This window comes from bacterium SCSIO 12844 (assembly GCA_024397935.1).
GTDB lineage: Bacteria > Pseudomonadota > Gammaproteobacteria > Francisellales > Francisellaceae > M0027.
On sequence record CP073743.1, the window covers coordinates 1,230,942 to 1,250,440 of the forward strand.

Annotated in this window: 22 protein-coding genes and 1 tRNA gene; 13 read left to right on the forward strand and 10 right to left on the reverse strand. The window is 33.0% G+C overall.

Features of this window, described 5'->3' with window-relative positions; all coding sequences use genetic code 11:
- Window positions 1–102 precede the first annotated feature (102 nt).
- On the forward strand, window positions 103–708 hold the full coding sequence (locus KFE69_05925; GenBank protein UTW43626.1) for a hypothetical protein: 606 nt from the start codon (window positions 103–105) through the stop codon (window positions 706–708).
- Window positions 709–837: 129 nt separating this feature from the next.
- Here the strand turns inward: KFE69_05925 and KFE69_05930 are convergent, their stop codons facing one another.
- The 4 genes from KFE69_05930 to KFE69_05945 all read right to left on the reverse strand — a co-directional run bounded on the left by KFE69_05930 (window position 838) and on the right by KFE69_05945 (window position 4,998).
- Window positions 838–2,070, reverse strand: a complete 1,233-nt coding sequence (locus KFE69_05930; protein UTW43627.1) for a tyrosine-type recombinase/integrase — start codon at window positions 2,068–2,070, stop codon at window positions 838–840.
- Window positions 2,071–2,245: 175 nt separating this feature from the next.
- A tRNA-Leu gene (locus tag KFE69_05935) sits at window positions 2,246–2,332 on the reverse strand.
- Between the two features lie 215 nt (window positions 2,333–2,547).
- Window positions 2,548–3,516 carry a DNA-directed RNA polymerase subunit alpha gene (locus KFE69_05940; GenBank protein UTW43628.1) on the reverse strand — a complete coding sequence of 323 codons (969 nt, stop codon included), beginning with the start codon at window positions 3,514–3,516 and terminating at the stop codon, window positions 2,548–2,550.
- Between the two features lie 120 nt (window positions 3,517–3,636).
- The gene (locus KFE69_05945) at window positions 3,637–4,998 is read right to left on the reverse strand and encodes an AAA family ATPase (protein ID UTW43629.1); all 1,362 of its coding nucleotides are present in this window, start codon (window positions 4,996–4,998) and stop codon (window positions 3,637–3,639) included.
- Between the two features lie 111 nt (window positions 4,999–5,109).
- On the opposite strand from KFE69_05945, the gene ffh reads away from it, so the two are divergent.
- The 8 genes from ffh to KFE69_05985 all read left to right on the forward strand — a co-directional run bounded on the left by ffh (window position 5,110) and on the right by KFE69_05985 (window position 12,368).
- Complete coding sequence (ffh, locus tag KFE69_05950; protein ID UTW43630.1) at window positions 5,110–6,498, forward strand: signal recognition particle protein; 1,389 nt, start codon at window positions 5,110–5,112, stop codon at window positions 6,496–6,498.
- 53 nt (window positions 6,499–6,551) lie between these two features.
- The gene (locus KFE69_05955) at window positions 6,552–7,313 is read left to right on the forward strand and encodes a YdcF family protein (GenBank protein ID UTW43631.1); all 762 of its coding nucleotides are present in this window, start codon (window positions 6,552–6,554) and stop codon (window positions 7,311–7,313) included.
- Window positions 7,314–7,494: 181 nt separating this feature from the next.
- A complete protein-coding gene (locus KFE69_05960; GenBank protein ID UTW43632.1) occupies window positions 7,495–9,609 on the forward strand; it encodes an ankyrin repeat domain-containing protein in 2,115 nt (704 codons plus the stop codon).
- A 151-nt stretch (window positions 9,610–9,760) separates the two neighbouring features.
- A complete protein-coding gene (locus tag KFE69_05965; GenBank protein ID UTW43633.1) occupies window positions 9,761–9,940 on the forward strand; it encodes a hypothetical protein in 180 nt (59 codons plus the stop codon).
- An 88-nt stretch (window positions 9,941–10,028) separates the two neighbouring features.
- Window positions 10,029–10,292, forward strand: a complete 264-nt coding sequence (locus tag KFE69_05970; protein UTW43634.1) for a hypothetical protein — start codon at window positions 10,029–10,031, stop codon at window positions 10,290–10,292.
- 70 nt (window positions 10,293–10,362) lie between these two features.
- Window positions 10,363–11,460 (forward strand): IS4 family transposase, encoded by a 1,098-nt coding sequence (locus KFE69_05975; GenBank protein ID UTW43635.1) that lies wholly within the window; start codon window positions 10,363–10,365, stop codon window positions 11,458–11,460.
- Window position 11,461: 1 nt separating this feature from the next.
- Complete coding sequence (locus tag KFE69_05980; protein ID UTW43636.1) at window positions 11,462–11,803, forward strand: hypothetical protein; 342 nt, start codon at window positions 11,462–11,464, stop codon at window positions 11,801–11,803.
- Window positions 11,760–12,368: an ankyrin repeat domain-containing protein gene (locus tag KFE69_05985; protein ID UTW43637.1), complete on the forward strand. Its 609-nt coding sequence runs from the start codon at window positions 11,760–11,762 to the stop codon at window positions 12,366–12,368. The genes KFE69_05980 and KFE69_05985 overlap by 44 nt, the downstream gene beginning before the upstream one ends.
- Here KFE69_05985 and KFE69_05990 read toward each other — a convergent pair.
- From KFE69_05990 to KFE69_06015, 6 genes are all read right to left on the reverse strand, one after another.
- Window positions 12,365–13,018 (reverse strand): hypothetical protein, encoded by a 654-nt coding sequence (locus KFE69_05990; GenBank protein UTW43638.1) that lies wholly within the window; start codon window positions 13,016–13,018, stop codon window positions 12,365–12,367. The two genes, KFE69_05985 and KFE69_05990, sit on opposite strands and share 4 nt — an antisense overlap.
- Window positions 13,019–13,029: 11 nt before the next feature.
- The gene (gatB, locus tag KFE69_05995) at window positions 13,030–14,475 is read right to left on the reverse strand and encodes an Asp-tRNA(Asn)/Glu-tRNA(Gln) amidotransferase subunit GatB (GenBank protein UTW43639.1); all 1,446 of its coding nucleotides are present in this window, start codon (window positions 14,473–14,475) and stop codon (window positions 13,030–13,032) included.
- 13 nt (window positions 14,476–14,488) lie between these two features.
- A complete protein-coding gene (gene gatA, locus KFE69_06000; protein ID UTW43640.1) occupies window positions 14,489–15,937 on the reverse strand; it encodes an Asp-tRNA(Asn)/Glu-tRNA(Gln) amidotransferase subunit GatA in 1,449 nt (482 codons plus the stop codon).
- A gap of 13 nt (window positions 15,938–15,950) precedes the next feature.
- Window positions 15,951–16,238 carry an Asp-tRNA(Asn)/Glu-tRNA(Gln) amidotransferase subunit GatC gene (gene gatC / locus KFE69_06005; protein UTW43641.1) on the reverse strand — a complete coding sequence of 96 codons (288 nt, stop codon included), beginning with the start codon at window positions 16,236–16,238 and terminating at the stop codon, window positions 15,951–15,953.
- A gap of 104 nt (window positions 16,239–16,342) precedes the next feature.
- Window positions 16,343–16,627, reverse strand: a complete 285-nt coding sequence (locus tag KFE69_06010) for a hypothetical protein (GenBank protein ID UTW43642.1) — start codon at window positions 16,625–16,627, stop codon at window positions 16,343–16,345.
- A gap of 94 nt (window positions 16,628–16,721) precedes the next feature.
- Entirely contained in the window at window positions 16,722–16,982 is a 261-nt protein-coding gene (locus KFE69_06015) for a hypothetical protein (protein UTW43643.1), read from the reverse strand.
- Between the two features lie 185 nt (window positions 16,983–17,167).
- Between KFE69_06015 and KFE69_06020 the strand changes: the two genes are divergently transcribed.
- From KFE69_06020 to kdsB, 4 genes are all read left to right on the forward strand, one after another.
- The gene (locus tag KFE69_06020; GenBank protein ID UTW43644.1) at window positions 17,168–18,211 is read left to right on the forward strand and encodes a tRNA (5-methylaminomethyl-2-thiouridylate)-methyltransferase; all 1,044 of its coding nucleotides are present in this window, start codon (window positions 17,168–17,170) and stop codon (window positions 18,209–18,211) included.
- Window positions 18,199–18,429, forward strand: coding sequence for a sulfurtransferase TusA family protein (locus KFE69_06025; protein ID UTW43645.1), 231 nt, complete (start codon window positions 18,199–18,201; stop codon window positions 18,427–18,429). Before KFE69_06020 ends, KFE69_06025 begins: the two co-directional genes overlap by 13 nt.
- An 80-nt stretch (window positions 18,430–18,509) precedes the next feature.
- The gene (locus KFE69_06030; GenBank protein UTW43646.1) at window positions 18,510–18,707 is read left to right on the forward strand and encodes a Trm112 family protein; all 198 of its coding nucleotides are present in this window, start codon (window positions 18,510–18,512) and stop codon (window positions 18,705–18,707) included.
- Window positions 18,700–19,455 carry a 3-deoxy-manno-octulosonate cytidylyltransferase gene (kdsB, locus tag KFE69_06035; GenBank protein UTW43647.1) on the forward strand — a complete coding sequence of 252 codons (756 nt, stop codon included), beginning with the start codon at window positions 18,700–18,702 and terminating at the stop codon, window positions 19,453–19,455. The genes KFE69_06030 and kdsB overlap by 8 nt, the downstream gene beginning before the upstream one ends.
- The last annotated feature ends 44 nt before the right edge of the window (window positions 19,456–19,499 follow it).

Sequence of the window (19,499 nt, forward strand, 5' to 3'; positions counted from 1 at the left end):
TAATTTTAGTATGTTTTGCATTTTTATCAGTAATATGGAGATAATAATATAAGCAAATAGGTTAGAATAATACTAATTAATTCGCAGGAAGTTGTTAATATTATGAGTAACTATAAGGTATATCGTAAACAATTAGAGGGATTACGACAGCAGTACTTAGCAATCAAGATTATATATAATACTTCTGTTCCCGCTGATGAGTATATTATCACTAATGAATACTTTGATTTTATGAATACCGAGATTATTAAATTAGTGATAGGCCGAGTATTTATATTGATATCAGATAGTAAATATAAAAATTATAATACTATTAGTTATAAAATTCTCATTGAAACACTTATTAGTGATCAAAACTTAAACGATAACAAAACTGAATTACAAAAACTTTTAGACAAAGTAAATGCTATTGATAAAAAATTTAAATCTTTTAGAGATAAATCATTTGCCCATATCGAATTAAATAGTAACAATAATTTAACAAAAGTTGATGAGTATGGAATATGTACACAAGAGATTACAAGCTTATTAGCTTTAGCTGAAGAAATTTATAATACTTTGTTTTTCATCTTAGGTGAATCAAGTACTAACCATATGCATGAGTCTATAGAAGCACTTTCTAATATCGCTTGGGATGCATTTGAACAAGCTAATTTAGTGAAAAAAGATAGTGATAAATTAACCAAATACCAACTTAATCAAAAATAACGTGTTCTACATGTTCTAATGTTCTAAACCGCTACAACCCTTGATTTATAAGGCATACAGAAATAAAAAATAGAACAAGTGTAAAATTCAACCATGTTCTTGATGTTCTATAGAGGTATGAGGTAGTATTCATTCATAGGTAGTGAATTTAATCTGATCAAGATAATCTGCCCAGACTTGCATCATTGATACACGTTCATTAAGGTGTTCAGCATGGTTATAGGTGGCTTTAACTTTATTGGGTTCAACATGGGCTAATTGCTTTTCAATGATATCACTACTCCAACCATATTGAGCTGCCATTTCATAAAGTAGGGTGCTACCCATATGTCTAAAGCCATGTGTATCCTGTTTGAGCTTTTCACCTTCTTTTCTCTCTCTACCAAGAGAAGGAGAATAAGTATAGCCAAGCTTTCTAAGTGATAGCCTTAACGTGTTAATATCAATTGGCTTCTTTGGTGTTTTCGTACTTGGGAAAACATAACGGTGATTACCAGAGTATACTTGCATATCTTTAATAATGGCAAATGCTTGGTCAGATAAGGGCACTGTGTGGGCTTTACGCATTTTCATGCGTTCAGCCTTAATGATTAACTTCTTTTGCGATATATAGACTTCTTCCCATTCAAGTGCTGCAAGTTCACTGGGGCGTAATAAAACTAATGGTGCAAGTTTTAAAGCCATTACAGTGGGGTAGTTACCTTGGTATGTATCAATGTCATTTAATAGTTGAGCAATCTGATCTGGTTCTTTAAGGAAGTCATAGTGCTTATGCTTGGCAGTTTTAAGTGTTGAGCTAATACCACTAACTGGATTATAAATGCATTTACCTTCTATCAATGCATTAGCAAAAATTTGGTTTAAATGACTTTTAACCTTATTGCGCTGAACAAGATGGCCTTTTGCTTCAATCTCTCGAAGAAAGCTTATAATTTCTTTAGTTTCAATTTCATCAATAGGACGCTCTCCAAAGGTAGGTAAAATTAAACGCTCTAATCTTTGTAGGCATTGCTTAAAATGGTTTTCAGCAAATTCAGCTTTTTTAAGTTTTATCCATTCGAAAGCACTATATTTAAATAAATTAGTTTTAGCAGCCTTCTGGTTATCTTTTTCTTTTTTAGGGTCTAAGCCCTTAGCTAATATGCTTTTATGCTCATGTGTTAATTCGCGTGCTTGTTTAAGTGAAATATATGGGTATACACCTAAGCCTAACCAATTTGGCTTTTTGTTATACGTATAGCGAAACTGCCATAGTTTGCTGCCATTAGGCTTAATTGCAAGGTATAAACCATTGCCATCACTTTCTCTGTATACCTTTTTTTGTGGTTTTAAGTTTTTGATTTTCGTGTCATTAAGCTTCATAAGTGTATACCAGTTTTGAAGGTGGGCTAAATTTATAATGCCAGTATACACTATGGTATACACTTTATAGTAGGATGTAGTGAGATTATATGCGCTTGTAAAAGTAATGAAAAAATATTAATTTACTGATTTATAAAGCTTTTTAGATTATTTGAGACGAAAAAAGACAAGTATTTGGTGCCGAAGGAGAGACTCGAACTCTCACTCCCGTAAAGGAACCGGATTTTGAATCCGGCGCGTCTACCAGTTCCACCACTTCGGCATTAACTAGTTGAGAATTATATTAGTTTAGCTAAGAAAGTCAAAGTATAAATGCTTAATTTTTGAAGTTTTATAATCAAGTGTTTATAAGTGATTCAATATGGTTTAATTCGTATTTAAAGGAAGTGGAAATAGCCTAAGAAGTATTATATAGCTTAAGCTTATTTCTCATTAATTGTATTATTTTTTTAGAAGTTCTAATAGAAAAGAAAAAGATTAATAATCTAAATCATCTAATGACCAGTTTGGTACAACCATACCAAGTGAATAGCCATATTCTGTTAATTTAGATTTGATCTCATTCAATGACTTCTTACCAAAATTTGGTGTTTTTAATAATGAAGATTCAGTGCGTTGAACCAATTCACCAATATAACGAAGATTTTCTGATTTCAAACAATTCGCTGAACGTACAGTTAAGTCTAAATCTTCAACTGAGCGTAATAAGAATGGATCAATTTCTGGTTTTTCTTCTACTACGATACGAGCTTGAATTGCTTCTTCATCAATTAAATTACCCATCTGATTTCTAAGCATATTAGCTGATTGGCTTAGAGCATCAGTCGGTGATAAGCTGCCATCTGTTGTGATATCAAAAATTAATTTATCAAGGTCAGTTCTTTGTTCAACACGAGCATTTTCAATACTATAATTGCAGCGAAGGACAGGAGAGAAAGTACTATCTAAATGAAAATAACCATCGACATTATTTTCTTCTGGCTCATAGTAGCCACGACCACGCATTACTTTTGCTTCAATTTTAAGAGACTCATTTGCTTTTAAGGTTGCTATTTCATGGTCAGGGTTAAGTAAATTAACACCTTCTGGTAGATTAAAGTCAGCTCCTGTAATAAGCACACCTTTTTTAGTTGATTTAGAAAATGCAATGGTTGCTTCGTTTAAACCTTCTTCTAAGGTGATTAATAAGCCTTTAATATTTAAAAGCACCTCATCTAAAGGCTCTTGAGTTGCCTTAAATTCTTGATTAAGGTCAGTAATATCATTGACTTTTACATGAGTTAATGAGCAGCCGGATAGAGCAAAAAGCATTGTTTGTCTTAGTGCATAACCCAGCGTATAGCCAAAACCCCGCTCAAAAGGTTCTAGTGTAATTCTGCATGTATGATCGTTTTTTTCTTTTGTATCAATTTGCGTTGGATGTAATAAATGTCCAATTTGTTCCATAATGCTCTGACCTTCTCTTGTATGTTTATTGTTCTGGCAGTAGCCTGAAGCTAGAATATTCTAGTTGATTTTTTATTAAAATGCACGCAAAAATATGTGAATTTTACACATCCTTTTAGCTTAGAGCTCAACATCCTTAAGTGTTAGTAAATTTTTAGCAGCTTTTTTATTAGATTTAGTGCGTTGATGTAGCGCATCTACATGTTGTGTAATGCTTGATTTTACAAGGTGCGTGTTTTTAAATACATGACCTCTGGTTCGATATAAAGCTTGGAATATTTCATTGACGTAATGTAATGCTTCTGCCGTGATATTAAGTTGCATCTGCTTAAGGTGTAATTGATATATTTCAATTAGTTCTGAAGGGTTTAAATCGTTAAACTCTAAGGTTTTTTGAAAAAGAATATCAATTTTTGAATATAATGTTTTTAGCTCAGGCAAGCTGTGGCGCTGACAATTAGCTATAATCATTACTTGATCTGTTAAACGGCTATTGTGACGAACTAATGACTCAAAAATAATATGACCTTGTTTGTGGTTATCCAAACGACATAATTTGTCTAAATGATGAATAATCAGCACGCTTGAGTCAGCTTTTTCAAATAAAGTATCAAGAAACCCGTTAACTTGTGGAATTTTCAACTGAATTAATTCTTCTGCATTGATATAGGTTGGTTGTTTGGTTGAGACTAGTTTAAAGTGATAAAAAATCTCTTGTATAATTTGGCTGACCGTTGAGATGCCACAGCCAGAGTTGCCACAAAATAGAAAGTTAGGTAGTAGGGTATGAAATCCTTCAATATGTTTTTTGTTATTATTAGTTGCTTCATATGTCTTATAGCTTAACTGGGTAATTAATTGTTTAATTTCAAATAGACCAATAAGATCATTAATTTGGTAAATAATTTCCGAAGGTAATATTTTAAGTGCATCTAAGTGATCTAAGTTAGTGTTATTTTCTTCTTTAAGTTTGGTATTCGCATGGCTATTTTTATTTTGTTTTAAGTGACGTATGGTAGGTGGTAATGATTGTTCTTCAATGGGTAATTGTTCTTTAGGTTGATCGTGTATTTTTCTACAAATATCACTTAATGGAGTATGCACATTAGATTTAGGCATAATTTTTTGTATTTGATTTTTTTGACCACTTTGCTTAAGTAAATCAGTTACTTGTCTAAGCTGATCATTTGGTATGTTTTTTGCTTGTCTTGATTGATTTTTATGAGAAAACTTTATGGCTGCTAATTTCTTTGGTGCAGATTCTTTCATTATTTTTTTAATTTCGTATTGTGCTTGTTCATGCTGTTGAAGTGCTGCTTGTTTAAGCCACCGTTGTGCAGCAATTATATTAGGATCTGTTTTAGCGTCACCTAATTTATAAAGCATACCAAGTTCATACTGTGCTTCAGCATTCCCTTGTTCAGCTAACATCAATAATTGCGCTTTTCGGCTACGATCATTTTCATTATTTGTTACGCTCATGACCAGATTCCGAATTTTTACTTTATTTAAGTCTTCATATCAAATTATAATAGACTACTTAGAAAAATGAGTAATTAAAATCATAACAAACAGATTATTTGGTGAACTATTATGTTTAAAAATTTATCAGATCGCTTAAGTACCACCTTTGGTAAGGTAACAGGGCAAGGGCGATTGACTGATGAAAATATTCAATCAGCACTACGTGATGTACGTATGGCGCTCTTAGAAGCAGATGTGGCATTACCTGTTGTTAAACAATTTGTTGAACGTATTAAAGTGCAAGCTTTAGGTGAAGCAGTCACTAAAAGCCTAACGCCTGGCCAAGCCTTTATTGGTATTGTTAAAAAAGAACTTGAAAATGTCATGGGTGGACAAAATGAAGGCTTAAATTTAAAAGCACAACCACCTGTTACTATATTAATGGCAGGTTTACAAGGATCTGGTAAAACAACTTCAACAGCCAAGCTTGCAAAATACTTAACAGATGTTGAAAAGAAAAAAGTAATGGTTGTTAGTACGGATGTTTATAGACCTGCTGCGATTGATCAGTTAAAAACATTATCTAATGAGATTGGGGTTATTTTTTGCCCTTCTCAAGCTGATGAAGATCCAAAAGTGATTGCAACACGCGCTTTAGAAGAAGCAAAACGTCAAGTAGCTGATGTATTAATTGTTGATACAGCAGGACGTTTGCATATTGATCAAGAAATGATGACAGAAATTCAAGGGTTACACCAAATTACAGCGCCTTCAGAAACGTTATTTGTTGTAGATAGTATGACAGGTCAAGATGCAGCAAATACAGCAAAAGCATTTCATGATGCATTGCCATTAACAGGTGTGATTTTGACAAAAGCTGATGGTGATGCAAGAGGAGGTGCTGCATTATCAATTCGTTATATTACTGGAAAACCGATTAAGTTTTTGGGTATTGGTGAAAAAACAGATGCATTAGAGCCATTTCATCCTGATCGTATGGCTTCTCGTATACTTGGTATGGGTGATATTCTATCTTTAATTGAAGAAGCAGAACAAAAGGTAGATAAAGCAAAAGCTCAGAAACTTGCGAAAAAAATTAAAAAGGGTAAAAGCTTTACTCTTGAAGATTTTAAAGAGCAATTAAAACAAATGAAAAAAATGGGTGGCGTTAGCAAAATGATGGATAAAATGCCTGGTATGGGTAAAGTTCCTGAAGCTGCTAAGTCTCAGATGAATGATAAAATGTTTGTTAAAATGGAAGCGATTATTAATTCAATGACTCCATTAGAGAGACGTAAGCCTGAAATAATTAAAGGTTCTCGGAAAAAGAGAATTGCGCAAGGTTCAGGTACGGATGTTCCAGATGTCAATCGTTTGTTAAAGCAATTTTTACAAATGCAAAAAATGATGAAAAAAATGTCTAAAGGTGGTATGGGACAAATGATGAAAGCAATGGGAGGTGCCAAAGGAATGCAAGGTATGATACCTCCTGGTATGAAAGGTAAAACGAAATTTTAATCAAGTAATTGAAGCATAAAGTGAAAAATTAATGTCATAGGTAGTTAAGTTTTATGGAACTTTTTGCAGTTTTTTTTAATGCAATTGCTTTTTTACTATATCCAGTTGTATTTTGCTTAATGGTATTGATTTTGGCTTATTTATTTAAAACGGTCAGAAAAGTATTTATTGCTATTTTAATTTTACTACTTTATTTTTTCTCGAATGGTGTTTTGACTCAACCAATTGTAACTCATTTACAAATAAAAGATCAGTCGGTTAGTGAAAAACAGATTTTAGAACACCGAGCAATGATTGTTCTAGGTGGTGGACTAACACGGTTTAATGATACTTATTATCCTAGTATTGTATCATATTCAAGAATCAATCAAGCTTATCAAGTTTATAAAACTGCTAAAAGTCATGGTATTGAATATACGATTTTTGTCAGTGGTGGTAATACAGCGGGACTGGATGATTCAGAAGCTAATGTATATAAAACAGAATTAATTAAACTTGGTGTACCAGCGCATCAAGTTATCTTAGAAGATCACAGTTTAAATACATTTGAAAATGCAAGGAATATGGCATTTGTTGCATCTGAATATCCATTTAAAGAGTATTTATTAATTACAAGTGGTTTTCATATGAAACGTGCGCTTATGTATTTTAATAATTTTCATATTAGTGTGGTGCCAGTACCATCGGACTTTGTTAAAGCACAAGTGAGCTTAATTCCAAGAGCCTATAATTTAGCTTTGCTTGAGTTTGCTATTCATGAATATATAGGAATTGCGCGTTTAAGTGTATATAATGCTTTAGGCTTAAATAATTAGCAATTAATAATAAAAATAAAATATATCAAAATATGTTTAATTAATATTTCTTAAAATCAATCATTTGATCGAATTGTGTTCGATTGTTTTGTTTCTGATATTCTTCAGTATTAATTTGATTTATAGCAGGTCATCATAGTATATTTTTTGAATGTCTGATTATTATAAATTGGTGGTTGTTATGCAGTTAGTCCTTAATCCAAGAAAAACAAAACAAGGTACTCAAGTTAGTAGATCAGTTAGAGATAAATTGCTTCCTGATCATTCTTATAGTGTTGAGGAGCAGTATTTTAAATCAACAACTAATCAAGAAGCTAAGGTTTATAAGGTAAGTGGTGGAGCTAAAACAATAGGTATTATAGCAACCGATAAATTCTATCATTTTTTTGATTATGATTATTGCTGTAAAGATGGTGTTTTAGATACAAAAAAAATTAAGGGTTGGTTGGAAGAGGCTCATGGTATACGTGAAACAGGTGTAGGAGGAAATCATCCGTTTATACCACCAGAAGGGGATTGGAATATTAACTTTATGGCACCTTCTGGCAGTATATTAGTTTCAAGATATATGAATGATGAGCAACAGCTTGGCTTACGCTCATTTGGACAGTGGTCTAGGCAAAAAGATAAGGTTGAGCAGGTTGTCTATTCAAGTGATTCTGTTGTTATGCCACAACATAGAAAGTTAAAAGTAACAACAAAAGATCAAGTTACAAAGCAAGTTACAACTTCTGATTCTGTTAAAGAAGCTGAAAAGTTTACGAACCCTGTTAAATTAGTCGGTGGTTCAGTTGATCATCCTGATCGTATTATGAATATATCTTTTGGTTCAATGAAAACAGAAGATGGTCAAACTATGAAGCATATTTATGCTCAGGTTGAGAGATCAGAAGGGCTTGGATTTGTTTATGCACGAAATAGAAAAACGAAGGATGTTAGTTTGAAAGACCTTCTATCTGATATGCATCGATTAGGTTTTAATCAAAATTTAATGGTATTTTCATGTCGTGGCTATGATAAGGGTGTGGATGTTAAATGGAGAGACACATTTAATGAAGGACCAAAGTTAACAGATTTATTTGATGTTACGATTGATGGTGTAGATAAAAGTGGAAAAGATTATCATTCAGTTATAGCAAACAGTGATAAAAATCAAAGCCAGCGATTAACTTCACGATTATTTTATACATACAATAAAGAATTAATTGGAGAGTTTAGTCAGTTAGTTGAAAATGTCAAAGTTGATATAAATTATAAACTTGATGGGGAGAGTTTAGTTCATAAAGCAGCAAAGTCAGGACAAACAGACTACCTTTCAATATTGCTAGATTCAGGACGTATAGAAGATGTCAATATGTTAGATTCTAGTGGTAATAATGCTTTATATTCAGCGGTTGGCTATAACCCAAATTATGAAGTTGTTGAATTATTATTAAAAGCTGGTAGTTATGAACTAATTTCTCGAGGGGGCGATAAGAGAGAAAGCCTATTACTTGTAGCAGCAAGTTTAGAAGATGAAGAGCTTTTTGATTTAGCAATAAAGTATTTGCCTAAGGAATTATATGAACAAAAGGACTTTTTAGAGCGTACTGCCTTAATGCTTGCTTGTGAAAAAGGTAATAAAAAGATGGTCAGCGCATTAATTGCAAAAGGGGTAGATCCTAATTATAAAAATAAATATGGCTTTGCTTTATATGATGCGTTTAAAGATAATAAAAATGAAATTGTTAATTTATTAATTGACTATCCGAAAACAGATCTCAATAAAACATTTGGTTTTTTTAATGAAACAATTTTACATGCAGCAATTGAAAAAGATCAGCAAAACTTAGTGGACAAATTATTAACCGATTACCCAGATAGAATTAATCTTAATCAAGAAAGGGTGTTTGGCATTACGCCATTAGCTGAAGCAGCAAGAATAGGTAACTTTAAAACAATGGATGATTTATTGCAACTTGGAGCAGATATTAACCATAGAAGTTCATCTTATCATGGTATTACGTCTTTAATGCATGCGTGTTTAGAAAAAAAAGATAATGCAATTTTATGGTTATTAGATCATGGTGCGAAGGCATCATTTAGAACAACTAATTCAGATGAAAAAACTGCATTAGACTATTATCGTGAAGCCGGTGGGGTAAACCCAGAGATTCTTAAGCGTTTAGTTGTTAAGCCTAAACCAGTTAGGTTAGATGTAATTAATGCAGACCAACCAGAGACATTATTTAGTGATCAGCTTCATGCTAAAGAGCGATCAAAAACATTAACGAGAGATGCTTGTCATAATATTTAGAATATTATTTATAAATATCAGTGTGATTAATTTAGATTATAATAAATATGGCGGTTGCAATGTTATTGAATATCAGAAATTCTAAAACTAAAGTCGGAAAAGATGTTGATTCATCAGTAAAAAACAATTACAAATATATGATTCTTATAATGTGGAAGAACAGTATTTTAGTGATGGTCATAAAAATGAATATCGAGTTTTTAAAATAAATGATGGTAAACCAGGAAGTAAAAATATTGGTATATTGGCAACTGATAATTTATTTTTTGTTTTTGATTATGATGCTTGCCGTCATGAAGGTAGTGATACATTAGATACGCGTAAATATTAATGGTTGGTTTGCACATGCCCATGGAGAGCGATTAAAAGGGGCAAATAATCCAATTACCCCACCTAAAGGTGATTGGAATATTAATTTTATGGGACCTTCTGGAAGTACGCTTTTAACATCTTTTCATAATGCTAAAGACTTAACAAGTATGAGAACTTTTGGTCAATGGACTAGAGAAGGTAATCAGGTCAAACAGATAATTTGGAAGTCTGCTGGGGGTAAACTCTCTCAAGAGATGAAAAAGCATGATAAAGCAGATTTTACAGATCCCAAAACAAATATAAAGAAAACATATGACACGATTCAAAGTGATAAAAAGTTTAATAATTCTAATCACACTACACGACAGTAACGGTGTAACCCATTGATTTTTCATTGTTATCGTTCATTCTTATAATCGCCAAAAAACAAAAAAGAGCGATATGATGAAACACATCAATGAATTACAACAGTCACTGAAGCACTATTTTAACTTATCTTTTTGGAATACTGAATGCCTAACTTACTTTATTATTGCCCTACAGATAATAAATGATGTTAATCTTTCACAAATTGCTAAATGTTTTCCATCAAAAGCATCAACTACGTCATGTTATAGGCGTCTTCAACGTTTTATCACAAGGTTTGAAATATCTTTTCTTAGCCTCTGGAAACTAGTCGACACCATTTTCAATTTATCTGATCAAGTCATATTATGCATGGATAGAACTAACTGGAAGTTTGGCAAGGTACATATTAATTTTCTAATGATTGCTATTGCTTATAAAGGTGTTGCAATTCCTGTGATTTGGTCACTGCTTCCTCAGCGAAAGAGAGGTAACTCAAAAGCCATTGATAGGCAGAGACTATTTGATCAACTACTTGAATTTATTCCTGCAACTAGAATTAAAACACTTTTATGTGATCGTGAATTTATTGATGGAAATTGGATAGCTTATTTGTCTAGCAAACAAGTTAAATTTGTTATTCGAGCCAAAGGTAATTATCTAGCTTCTAATAAAAAGATTTCAAAATTATTTCTAACTCTTAAAGCTTCACAAGCAAGAACACTTCATAATACAAAGTGTATAGTAGGCTGCGATTTATATGTTTCAGGACTGCGACTGCCTACAGGTGAATTAGTTATTGTTGTAACTAGAGAGTTTAACCTAAATGCACTCGATCAATATAAAATAAGATGGGAGATTGAGTCATTTTTTTCAGCTATTAAAAAACGTGGTTTTAATTTTGAGAATACCCACTTAACTGATATGCAAAAACTTTCAAGGCTTATGTTTGTTGTATCCATTGCATTAATATGGTCTTATCGTACAGGTGAAATATTAGAAAGCATTAAACCTATTAAAATTAAAAAGCATGGATTTAAAGCTAAGTCTTTGATTAAAATTGGTACTGAAACTATTGCTAAATCGCTAGCCAGAGCCATTAATTCTTCAGAGTATATCTGTAATATTATCAAAGCTACATTTAAACCTAAAATATCAATTAGTCAAAGAATGGCTCTGGTAGGTGTCATGTAGTGTGAATTCTAATAAATTAGTTGGTGGTTCTATTAAACACCCAAATAAGGTTATGGATGTTGCCTTGTCACCGTTAAAAGCTGAAGAGGATCAGAACATTCAATGTATGTCTGAACTTGTAAATAAATCAAATAATATTGGTTTTATTTATGTTCGCAAAAATGATTTTTTCTTTGGAAAAGCACTATCTGAAATATCAAAACTAGATTTAAATCAAAATTTGGTTTTAACTGCTTGTCGCGGATATAATACAAAAGCTGAGGCAGCTTGGGATTCTGCTTATAATCAGGGTCCTACAATTGCTGAGTCACTTCAAAATCATAGTTTATGTTATTATTGCTAAAATAAAAAATAAGGTTGATGCCGTCGCAATAGCAGATCAAAAGTTAGTTGAAGGAGGTGTTGATGTTAATGAAGTAGATGCTAATGGCAATAGTGCTTTACATTATGCTATAGATAAAAAAAATTATCCCCTTGTTCAACTGTTACTTAAATACGATGCAAAGTTGATAACAGCAGGAAAAGAAAAGCCTTTATTACTTTTATCAGTTGAAAAACAAGATAAAGATTTATTTGGTTTAGTGATAAATAATATTCTTAGTAGATTTGATGACTTGCCAGAGGAGTATCAAGCTGAAGGTGGTGAAGCTTTTAAAAAAGCTTGTGAAAAAGGCAATATTCAGATGCTTAAAAACCTTTTGGAAGTAGGTGTGGAGTTAACTCCAGCAGACTTAGAAGTTGCAAAAAGCCATGCTGTTTTTTCTAAAAACAGTGCTGAAATCAAATTATTTTTAGAGACAATACAACCAAAAGGCTTTGAAATAAAGCAACCAGATCAACCATTGTCTAAATTGCATAATCAATATTCAGCTAATGAATCATTAATAGAAGTTAATCCAAATAACTAATAAAAATAATTCGGTAAAAGAAATCCTTGGTCGTAATAACCACCTTGAAAATCAGTGAGTTTATCGCCGATATTTAAAATGATTTGATAACCTTGGCCTATAATATCTTTTCTAACAGAGGCCTTATAATCTGAAAATGAAAGTTCAGTTTCATCAGGCTTTAAGAATAATTTTTCATAAGTATGGTAGCCTGAGAAAGCTAAATTTGTTTTGGTAATTTCAAGTGTTGATAACTCTCGAGCAGTAATAATAAAAATAGAGATATCATATGAAACTAGAAGGTCATATAACTGTTTCACAGATAGGATAGCGGGTAAAGAAGAAATGCCATTAGAATATGCCCAGACATCAGGCGAGTTAATAAAATTATTATCAGCTAAAATATTTGCATTACTTAACATGGTTTCATCAATATCAAAAATTGCTGCCAAGTTACTAGGCTTAGTTTGGTAGTTAGTTTCAGTAGATAAAATTTCTGAAGCATAGTTGGCAGCATGGCTGACAATATGCTCAATTTCTTTATGATAGCGCCCAGAATGATAATATTCTTTTAAGTTGACAGGGGAGTGGTCAAGCAATCGATTAGATACTTTAATAATGTTCTCTTTGGATGTAATATCAATTGGTTGTTTTAAATATTGCTTAATCACTTTACATCTTCTTATACTTTTTCTAATTTTTCTTTTAAAATGGTATTAATTTGCTGTGGATTTGCTTTACCTTTTGAAGCTTTCATAACTTGGCCAACGAAGTAACCAAATAACTTGGTTTTACCGCTTTTATACTGCTCTAGCTGTTGAGGGCTATTGGTAATAATTTCATCTACCATATGCTCTAGAGCAGAAGTATCGGTGATTTGTTTTAAGCCTTTTGCTTCAATAATATGATCAGCAGAATCACTACTTTCCCACATGATTTCAAATACTTCTTTTGCAATACGTCCAGAGATCGTATTATCTTTAATTCGGTTAATAAGTTCAGCAAGCTTTTGAGCTTCAACTTTACTTTCTTTGATAGTGATGTTCTCTTTATTTAGCATTGCAGCTAAATCACCCATAACCCAGTTAGCAGATAACTTAGCATCTGATGTTTTTGCAACGACAGTTTCGTAGTAATCGGAAAGTGCTCTTGAGGATACAAGCACACTTGCATCATAGGCGCTTAGTGCATAATCAACCATTAATCGTTGGCGTTTTTGTTCAGGTAATTCAGGCATGGTAGTTAGTACATCATCTACAAATGCTTGATCAAATACTGCAGGTAATAAATCAGGGTCAGGAAAATAACGATAATCATGTGCATCTTCTTTAGTACGCAATGAGCGTGTTTCATTTTTAGCTGCATCATATAATCGAGTTTCTTGTACAACAGTACCACCGTTTTCAATTAATGAAATTTGTCGCTCAATTTCATAGGTAATGGCACGCTCAATAAAGCGAAATGAATTAACATTTTTAACTTCTGCACGCGTACCAAGTTCAGCTTGGCCTTTAGGGCGAACAGAAACATTAACATCGCAACGAAAAGAGCCTTCTTGCATATTACCGTCAGAGATATCTAAGTATCGGACTAATGTATGCAGTGTTTTTAAATAGGTTATGGCTTCTTTTGCAGAGCGAATATCAGGTTCAGATACAATTTCTAATAGAGGTACGCCAGCGCGATTTAAGTCGATGCCACTTTGCCCATGAAAGTCTTCATGTAAAGATTTACCAGCATCTTCTTCTAAATGAGCGCGGGTAATACCAATACGCTTTGTACTACCATCATCTAAAATAATATCGATGTGGCCTTTGCCAACAATTGGTTTCTCATATTGGCTAATTTGATAACCTTTTGGTAAATCAGGGTAAAAATAATTCTTGCGTGCAAAAACAGAGTCTTTGCAAATTTCTGCATCAATAGCAAGTCCAAATTTCACAGCCATTTTAACAGCATTTTTATTTAAAACAGGTAGAACGCCAGGTAATGCAATATCAATTGCACAAGCTTGTGTATTTGGATCTGCACCATAAGCGGCAGATGCACCTGAAAATAATTTAGATTTTGTAGCTAGTTGTGTATGAACTTCAAGACCAATTACGGTTTCCCACTTATTTAAATCCATCTTCGAAACTCTCTTATAATGCTGGTGTTTGTTTATGATAATCAGTGTTTAATTGAAATTGATAAGCTGCGTTTAATAATTGACTTTCTTTAAATGCATTACCAATTAATTGTAAGCCAACTGGTAGGTTATTACAAAATCCAGCTGGGATAGACATAGCAGGTAGGCCTGCAAGATTTACTGGTATGGTGTATATATCTGATAAATACATGCTGACAGGGTCATTTGCTTTTTCATCTAGCTTAAATGCAGTTGATGGTGTTGTTGGTGCTAAAATAATATCAACATCATTAAATGTATTTTGAAAGTCTTGGCTGACAAGGCGGCGAATTTTTTGAGCTTTAGCATAGTAAGCATCATAATAACCAGAAGATAGGGCATAAGTACCAACCATAACTCTACGCTTAACTTCATCACCAAAGCCTTCTGAGCGAGAGCGTTTATACATATCAACCAAATCAGTTGGGTTTTCACTTCGATAACCATAGCGTACACCATCATATCGAGCTAAATTAGATGAGCATTCAGATGGCGCAATAATATAATAAGCAGGCAATGCTAAATGGCTGTGAGCTAATGAAACCTCTTTAATTGTTGCACCTAGTTTTTTATAAGTATCGATAGCATTTTCTATAATTTTTTGAATCTCACTATCTAACTTATCGCTAAAATATTCTTTGGGTAAACCAATTTTTAAGCCGTTTAGTGGTTTTTCAAGTGCTAATGTATAATCTTCAGTTGGCTTATTAACCGAAGTTGAGTCACGATGGTCAAAGCCTGTCATTACATTCAGCAAATAAGCTAAATCTTCAGCTGATTTAGCCATTGGACCGCCTTGATCTAGTGAAGATGCAAATGCAATCATACCATAACGTGAAACACGACCATAGGTTGGTTTTAAACCTGAAATACCACAAAGTGCAGCAGGCTGTCGGATTGAGCCACCAGTGTCTGTGCCGGTTGCAATCGGTGCAAATCCAGCAGCAATTGCAGCAGCAGAGCCACCAGAAGAACCACCAGGGGCTGTTTCTAAATTCCATGGGTTTTTAACAGCACCATAATAACTGTTTTCATTTGATGAGCCCATGGCAAATTCATCCATATTGGCTTTTCCTAATAAGACTGTACCTGATGCATTGCATTTTTCAACGACTGTTGCATCATAAGGAGAAATAAACGTATCAAGCATTTTAGAGCCAGCAGATGTTTTAACTCCTTTCGTACAGAAGATATCTTTTTGGATAATAGGAATACCGGTTAACGGTGATTGTTTGCCTTGGTTAATTAATTGATCTGCATTTTCTGCAGATTTTAATGCAACTTCTTCTGTTGTCGTGATCATTGCATTAATCGTTGGATTAAGATTTTTAATTCGATCTAAAAAATGTTTTGTTAATTCTACGCTTGATATTTCTTTATTATCTAATTTTTGGCGTAAATTTTTTACCGATAAGGTATGCATATTAAACTCCGTGTTATTCAATTACTTTTGGTACTAGATATAATCCTGCTTCGGTTGATGGGGCAACTTCTTGAAATGCATCTCGTTGGTTAATTTCATTAACTTCATCATCTCGCATCAACTGAAAAACATCAAAGGGATGGGCCATTGGTAGTATTTCATCCGTATCTTGTGCGTTCATTGTATCAATTAAGCTTAAGATGTTACTTAATTCATCAGTTAATTTTTCAGCCTCAGCATCACTAAATTCTAAACGTGAAAGATTAGCTACATGTTGTACAGTTTTAATATCTATGGACATGGATATCACCTTTATTAATATAATCAATTTACAAATTTATCGTCCATATTGTACATGGTTTAAAGGCAATGACCAAATTTCTATTAAGAGAAATAATAAAAAAATTAGCGAATTCTAATGTGCGTTTTATCAAATTGAATCAAAGAAAGCTTAGCTAACGTACTTAAACACTTCTTAATGTCAAATGGGTTGGCATTTAATAATTTAGATAACCATAAGATATTTAAATGAAATTTGCGATACTTAAGCACTTCGATTGCGACATTATATGTAAGATCATCATATATTTTACTTAAAATGCGTAATTGTTTGTTATTTAGTGAGATATAATGATGGATTTGTTTTGATTTTGGAAAAGAGGTTAGGTTATTTTCTTTTATTGTTTCCATTTTACCGTCTCTTATATAAAATATTTTATATAAATATTATGACATGGTAAAATGCTATTGTCTATAAATTAAACAAAGAATTATATTTTGTTGGTTAATGAGTTTCATCATCACGAATAACAAGTTGGGTGAGTAATTTATTAGTTATATTGACGCCTTTGGATTCGCCATAGAGTTTTTGTAATGACTCTTCGAGTTTAATTACCCAGTGGGCACGAGTAGTAGTCATGGTGCCTTCTTGTGTAATGATGACTTCGTTGATGCCTATCACGTCATCTTCTGGGTCTGTGTAGCGCTCCATAATTGCCTTTGCAAGTTGAACGTCATGTGCTTCAGTTTCCCATTGCTCATACATAGTAGCATCCTCCCTCTCTACTTCTGATTAAAGAACTAAAATGTTAAATTTTCAAGTAAAATGAAAAAATTACTGAAATAATTAGCATTTTAGGGTTTTTTTTATGAGAAAATTGGCTAAAATAGCACCACTTCAATGAAACAATAAAAACAAAATAAGAAAATAACGATAAAAAGGTAAATTAGATGAAAAAACAACCTAAAGCGATTGCTCTGATCTCTGGTGGCTTAGATTCAATGCTAGCTGCAAAAGTTGTTATGGAAGAAGGTGTTCATGTAGAAGGTATTAACTTTTTTACTGGTTTTTGTGTAGAAGGCCATACTCATGCGATAAGGAAAAAAGATAAGTCTAAACCTAAAAGGAATAATGCGCTTTGGGTTGCTGATCAGTTAGGGATAAAACTACATATTATTGATGTTATTGAAGAGTACAAAGATGTTTTATTAAATCCACGCTATGGCTATGGTCAAAACATGAATCCTTGTCTTGACTGTAAGATTTTTATGGTTAAAAAGGCAAAGCAATGGCTAGAAGAAAATGATTTTGATTTTATTATTACCGGTGAAGTGATTGGTCAACGACCTATGTCACAAAGAAAAAATACCATGCCGATTGTGCAAAAGCGTTCAGGTATTGATGATCTTTTACTAAGGCCTTTGTGTGCTAAAAATTTACCTGAAACTTTACCAGAGCGAGAAAGGTGGGTTAATAGAGAGCATTTACATGCAATTACTGGTAGAAGCAGAAAATCACAAATTGAATTGGCACAGCAGTATCATTTTGATGATTATGCGCAACCGGCAGGTGGTTGTTGTTTTTTAACGGATAAACAGTATTCGGATAAGTTGGTTGATTTGTGGCAATCCCGTCACAGTAGAGATTATGACTTTGATGATATTATGTTACTTAAAATTGGGCGTCATTTGCGTCCTAAATCCCATTATAAATTGATCATCAGTAGAGAAGAAGGTGAAAATCATTTTATGCGAGGTTATAAAAAACAGTTTACTACTTTAGAGCCTATTAGCTGTCAGGGTCCTTTAACATTAATTGATGGGCAAATAGAAAAAGATGATATTGAGTTGGCAAGTCAGGTTGTGGCGCGTTATTCTAAAGATCGTCTTTTAGATGAAGTGACAGTAAGAGTTAGCTATCCTAATGGGGTTAATGAGGATGTTACAGTAAAACCATTAAAGCCGGAGGAGATTAAATCACAATGGCACGTATAACTGAATTAGATGCAAGAAGGCTTTTATGTCCAATGCCGGTGATTAAAACTCAGAATCAAATTAAAGCTATGAATAAGGGAGATAGACTTAAAGTTATCTGTACTGATCCAGGAAGTTTGGAAGATATACCTGCTTGGTGTCGAGTTCATGGCCATAAAGTTATTGATACACATCAGAGTGATTTTGAAGTTACTTTTGTCATAGAAGTTGGCGAGTAAAAGCTATCTTAAGCTATTGATAGCGTGTATGATAGGACAGGGTCAATTTATTGTGATCAATAAAACAGGGAGCTTTGAGATTGGTAAATTCTAAAATTCTTGATATTATTGCCTGCCCAGTTTGTAAGGGTACAGTTCATATAAGTAAAGATAAACATTTTTTGGTTTGTTATAATGATCGATTGGCTTATCCAATTGAAAATGGCATTCCTGTTATGCTGGAAGATCAAGCAAAAACATTAACGCTTGATGAAATTGATAGGGAAAAAAATGGCTAAAAAACGTATTATTATACCGGCTAGGTTAGATTCTCAACGGTTGCCACGTAAAGCGTTATTAGAGATTCATGGAAAAACGATTATTCAGTGGGTTTATGAACGAGCAATGGCTTGTCAATTTGATTCAGTGTTAATTGCTACCGACAGTGAAGAAATTGTAGCTGAAGTTGAGTCATTTGATGGAAATGTTTGCTTGACATCTAAGTCTCACCCATCAGGAACTGATCGTCTAGCAGAAGCAGTTAAGCTTAAAAACTATAGCCCAGAAGATATTATTATTAATATTCAAGGTGATGAGCCATTAATTCCTGTTGATAATGTACATCAAGTTGCAGAAAATTTACTAGGACACCCTGAAGCTGCTATTGCTACATTAGGTGAACCAATCAATAATATTGATGATGTGTTAAATCCAAACTGTGTTAAAGTTGTTACCGATAAAAATGGTTATGCACTTTATTTTTCTCGAGCACCAATTCCATGGGCTAGGGGAAATTTTCCAAAAATGCTACCATCTGATGTACATTGTTATCGACATATTGGCATGTATGCTTATCGTTGTGAGTTTTTAGCGCGCTATAGTCAGTTAAGGCCATCTCCTATCGAAGCTTGGGAAAAACTAGAGCAGTTAAGAGTATTATGGCATGGTGAAAAAATTCATTTTGCTGTATCTAAAATGCCAACACCGCCTGGTGTCGATACACAAGAAGATTTAAAACAAGTTATTTCAATGTTTGAATCAAATTAATAGAAGCATACTATACTTACATGTAGAGAGATAATAAATTTAAA

What these genes read in the sequence shown, in the direction of transcription:
- KFE69_05925 (UTW43626.1), top strand. Translation starts at nt 103, where the DNA reads ATGAGTAACTATAAGGTATATCGTAAACAATTAGAGGGATTACGACAG.
- KFE69_05930 (UTW43627.1), bottom strand. Translation starts at nt 2,070, where the DNA reads ATGAAGCTTAATGACACGAAAATCAAAAACTTAAAACCACAAAAAAAG.
- KFE69_05940 (UTW43628.1), bottom strand. Translation starts at nt 3,516, where the DNA reads ATGGAACAAATTGGACATTTATTACATCCAACGCAAATTGATACAAAA.
- KFE69_05945 (UTW43629.1), bottom strand. Translation starts at nt 4,998, where the DNA reads ATGAGCGTAACAAATAATGAAAATGATCGTAGCCGAAAAGCGCAATTA.
- ffh (UTW43630.1), top strand. Translation starts at nt 5,110, where the DNA reads ATGTTTAAAAATTTATCAGATCGCTTAAGTACCACCTTTGGTAAGGTA.
- KFE69_05955 (UTW43631.1), top strand. Translation starts at nt 6,552, where the DNA reads ATGGAACTTTTTGCAGTTTTTTTTAATGCAATTGCTTTTTTACTATAT.
- KFE69_05960 (UTW43632.1), top strand. Translation starts at nt 7,495, where the DNA reads ATGCAGTTAGTCCTTAATCCAAGAAAAACAAAACAAGGTACTCAAGTT.
- KFE69_05970 (UTW43634.1), top strand. Translation starts at nt 10,029, where the DNA reads ATGGGACCTTCTGGAAGTACGCTTTTAACATCTTTTCATAATGCTAAA.
- KFE69_05975 (UTW43635.1), top strand. Translation starts at nt 10,363, where the DNA reads ATGATGAAACACATCAATGAATTACAACAGTCACTGAAGCACTATTTT.
- gatB (UTW43639.1), bottom strand. Translation starts at nt 14,475, where the DNA reads ATGGATTTAAATAAGTGGGAAACCGTAATTGGTCTTGAAGTTCATACA.
- gatA (UTW43640.1), bottom strand. Translation starts at nt 15,937, where the DNA reads ATGCATACCTTATCGGTAAAAAATTTACGCCAAAAATTAGATAATAAA.
- gatC (UTW43641.1), bottom strand. Translation starts at nt 16,238, where the DNA reads ATGTCCATAGATATTAAAACTGTACAACATGTAGCTAATCTTTCACGT.
- KFE69_06010 (UTW43642.1), bottom strand. Translation starts at nt 16,627, where the DNA reads ATGGAAACAATAAAAGAAAATAACCTAACCTCTTTTCCAAAATCAAAA.
- KFE69_06015 (UTW43643.1), bottom strand. Translation starts at nt 16,982, where the DNA reads ATGTATGAGCAATGGGAAACTGAAGCACATGACGTTCAACTTGCAAAG.
- KFE69_06020 (UTW43644.1), top strand. Translation starts at nt 17,168, where the DNA reads ATGAAAAAACAACCTAAAGCGATTGCTCTGATCTCTGGTGGCTTAGAT.
- KFE69_06025 (UTW43645.1), top strand. Translation starts at nt 18,199, where the DNA reads ATGGCACGTATAACTGAATTAGATGCAAGAAGGCTTTTATGTCCAATG.
- kdsB (UTW43647.1), top strand. Translation starts at nt 18,700, where the DNA reads ATGGCTAAAAAACGTATTATTATACCGGCTAGGTTAGATTCTCAACGG.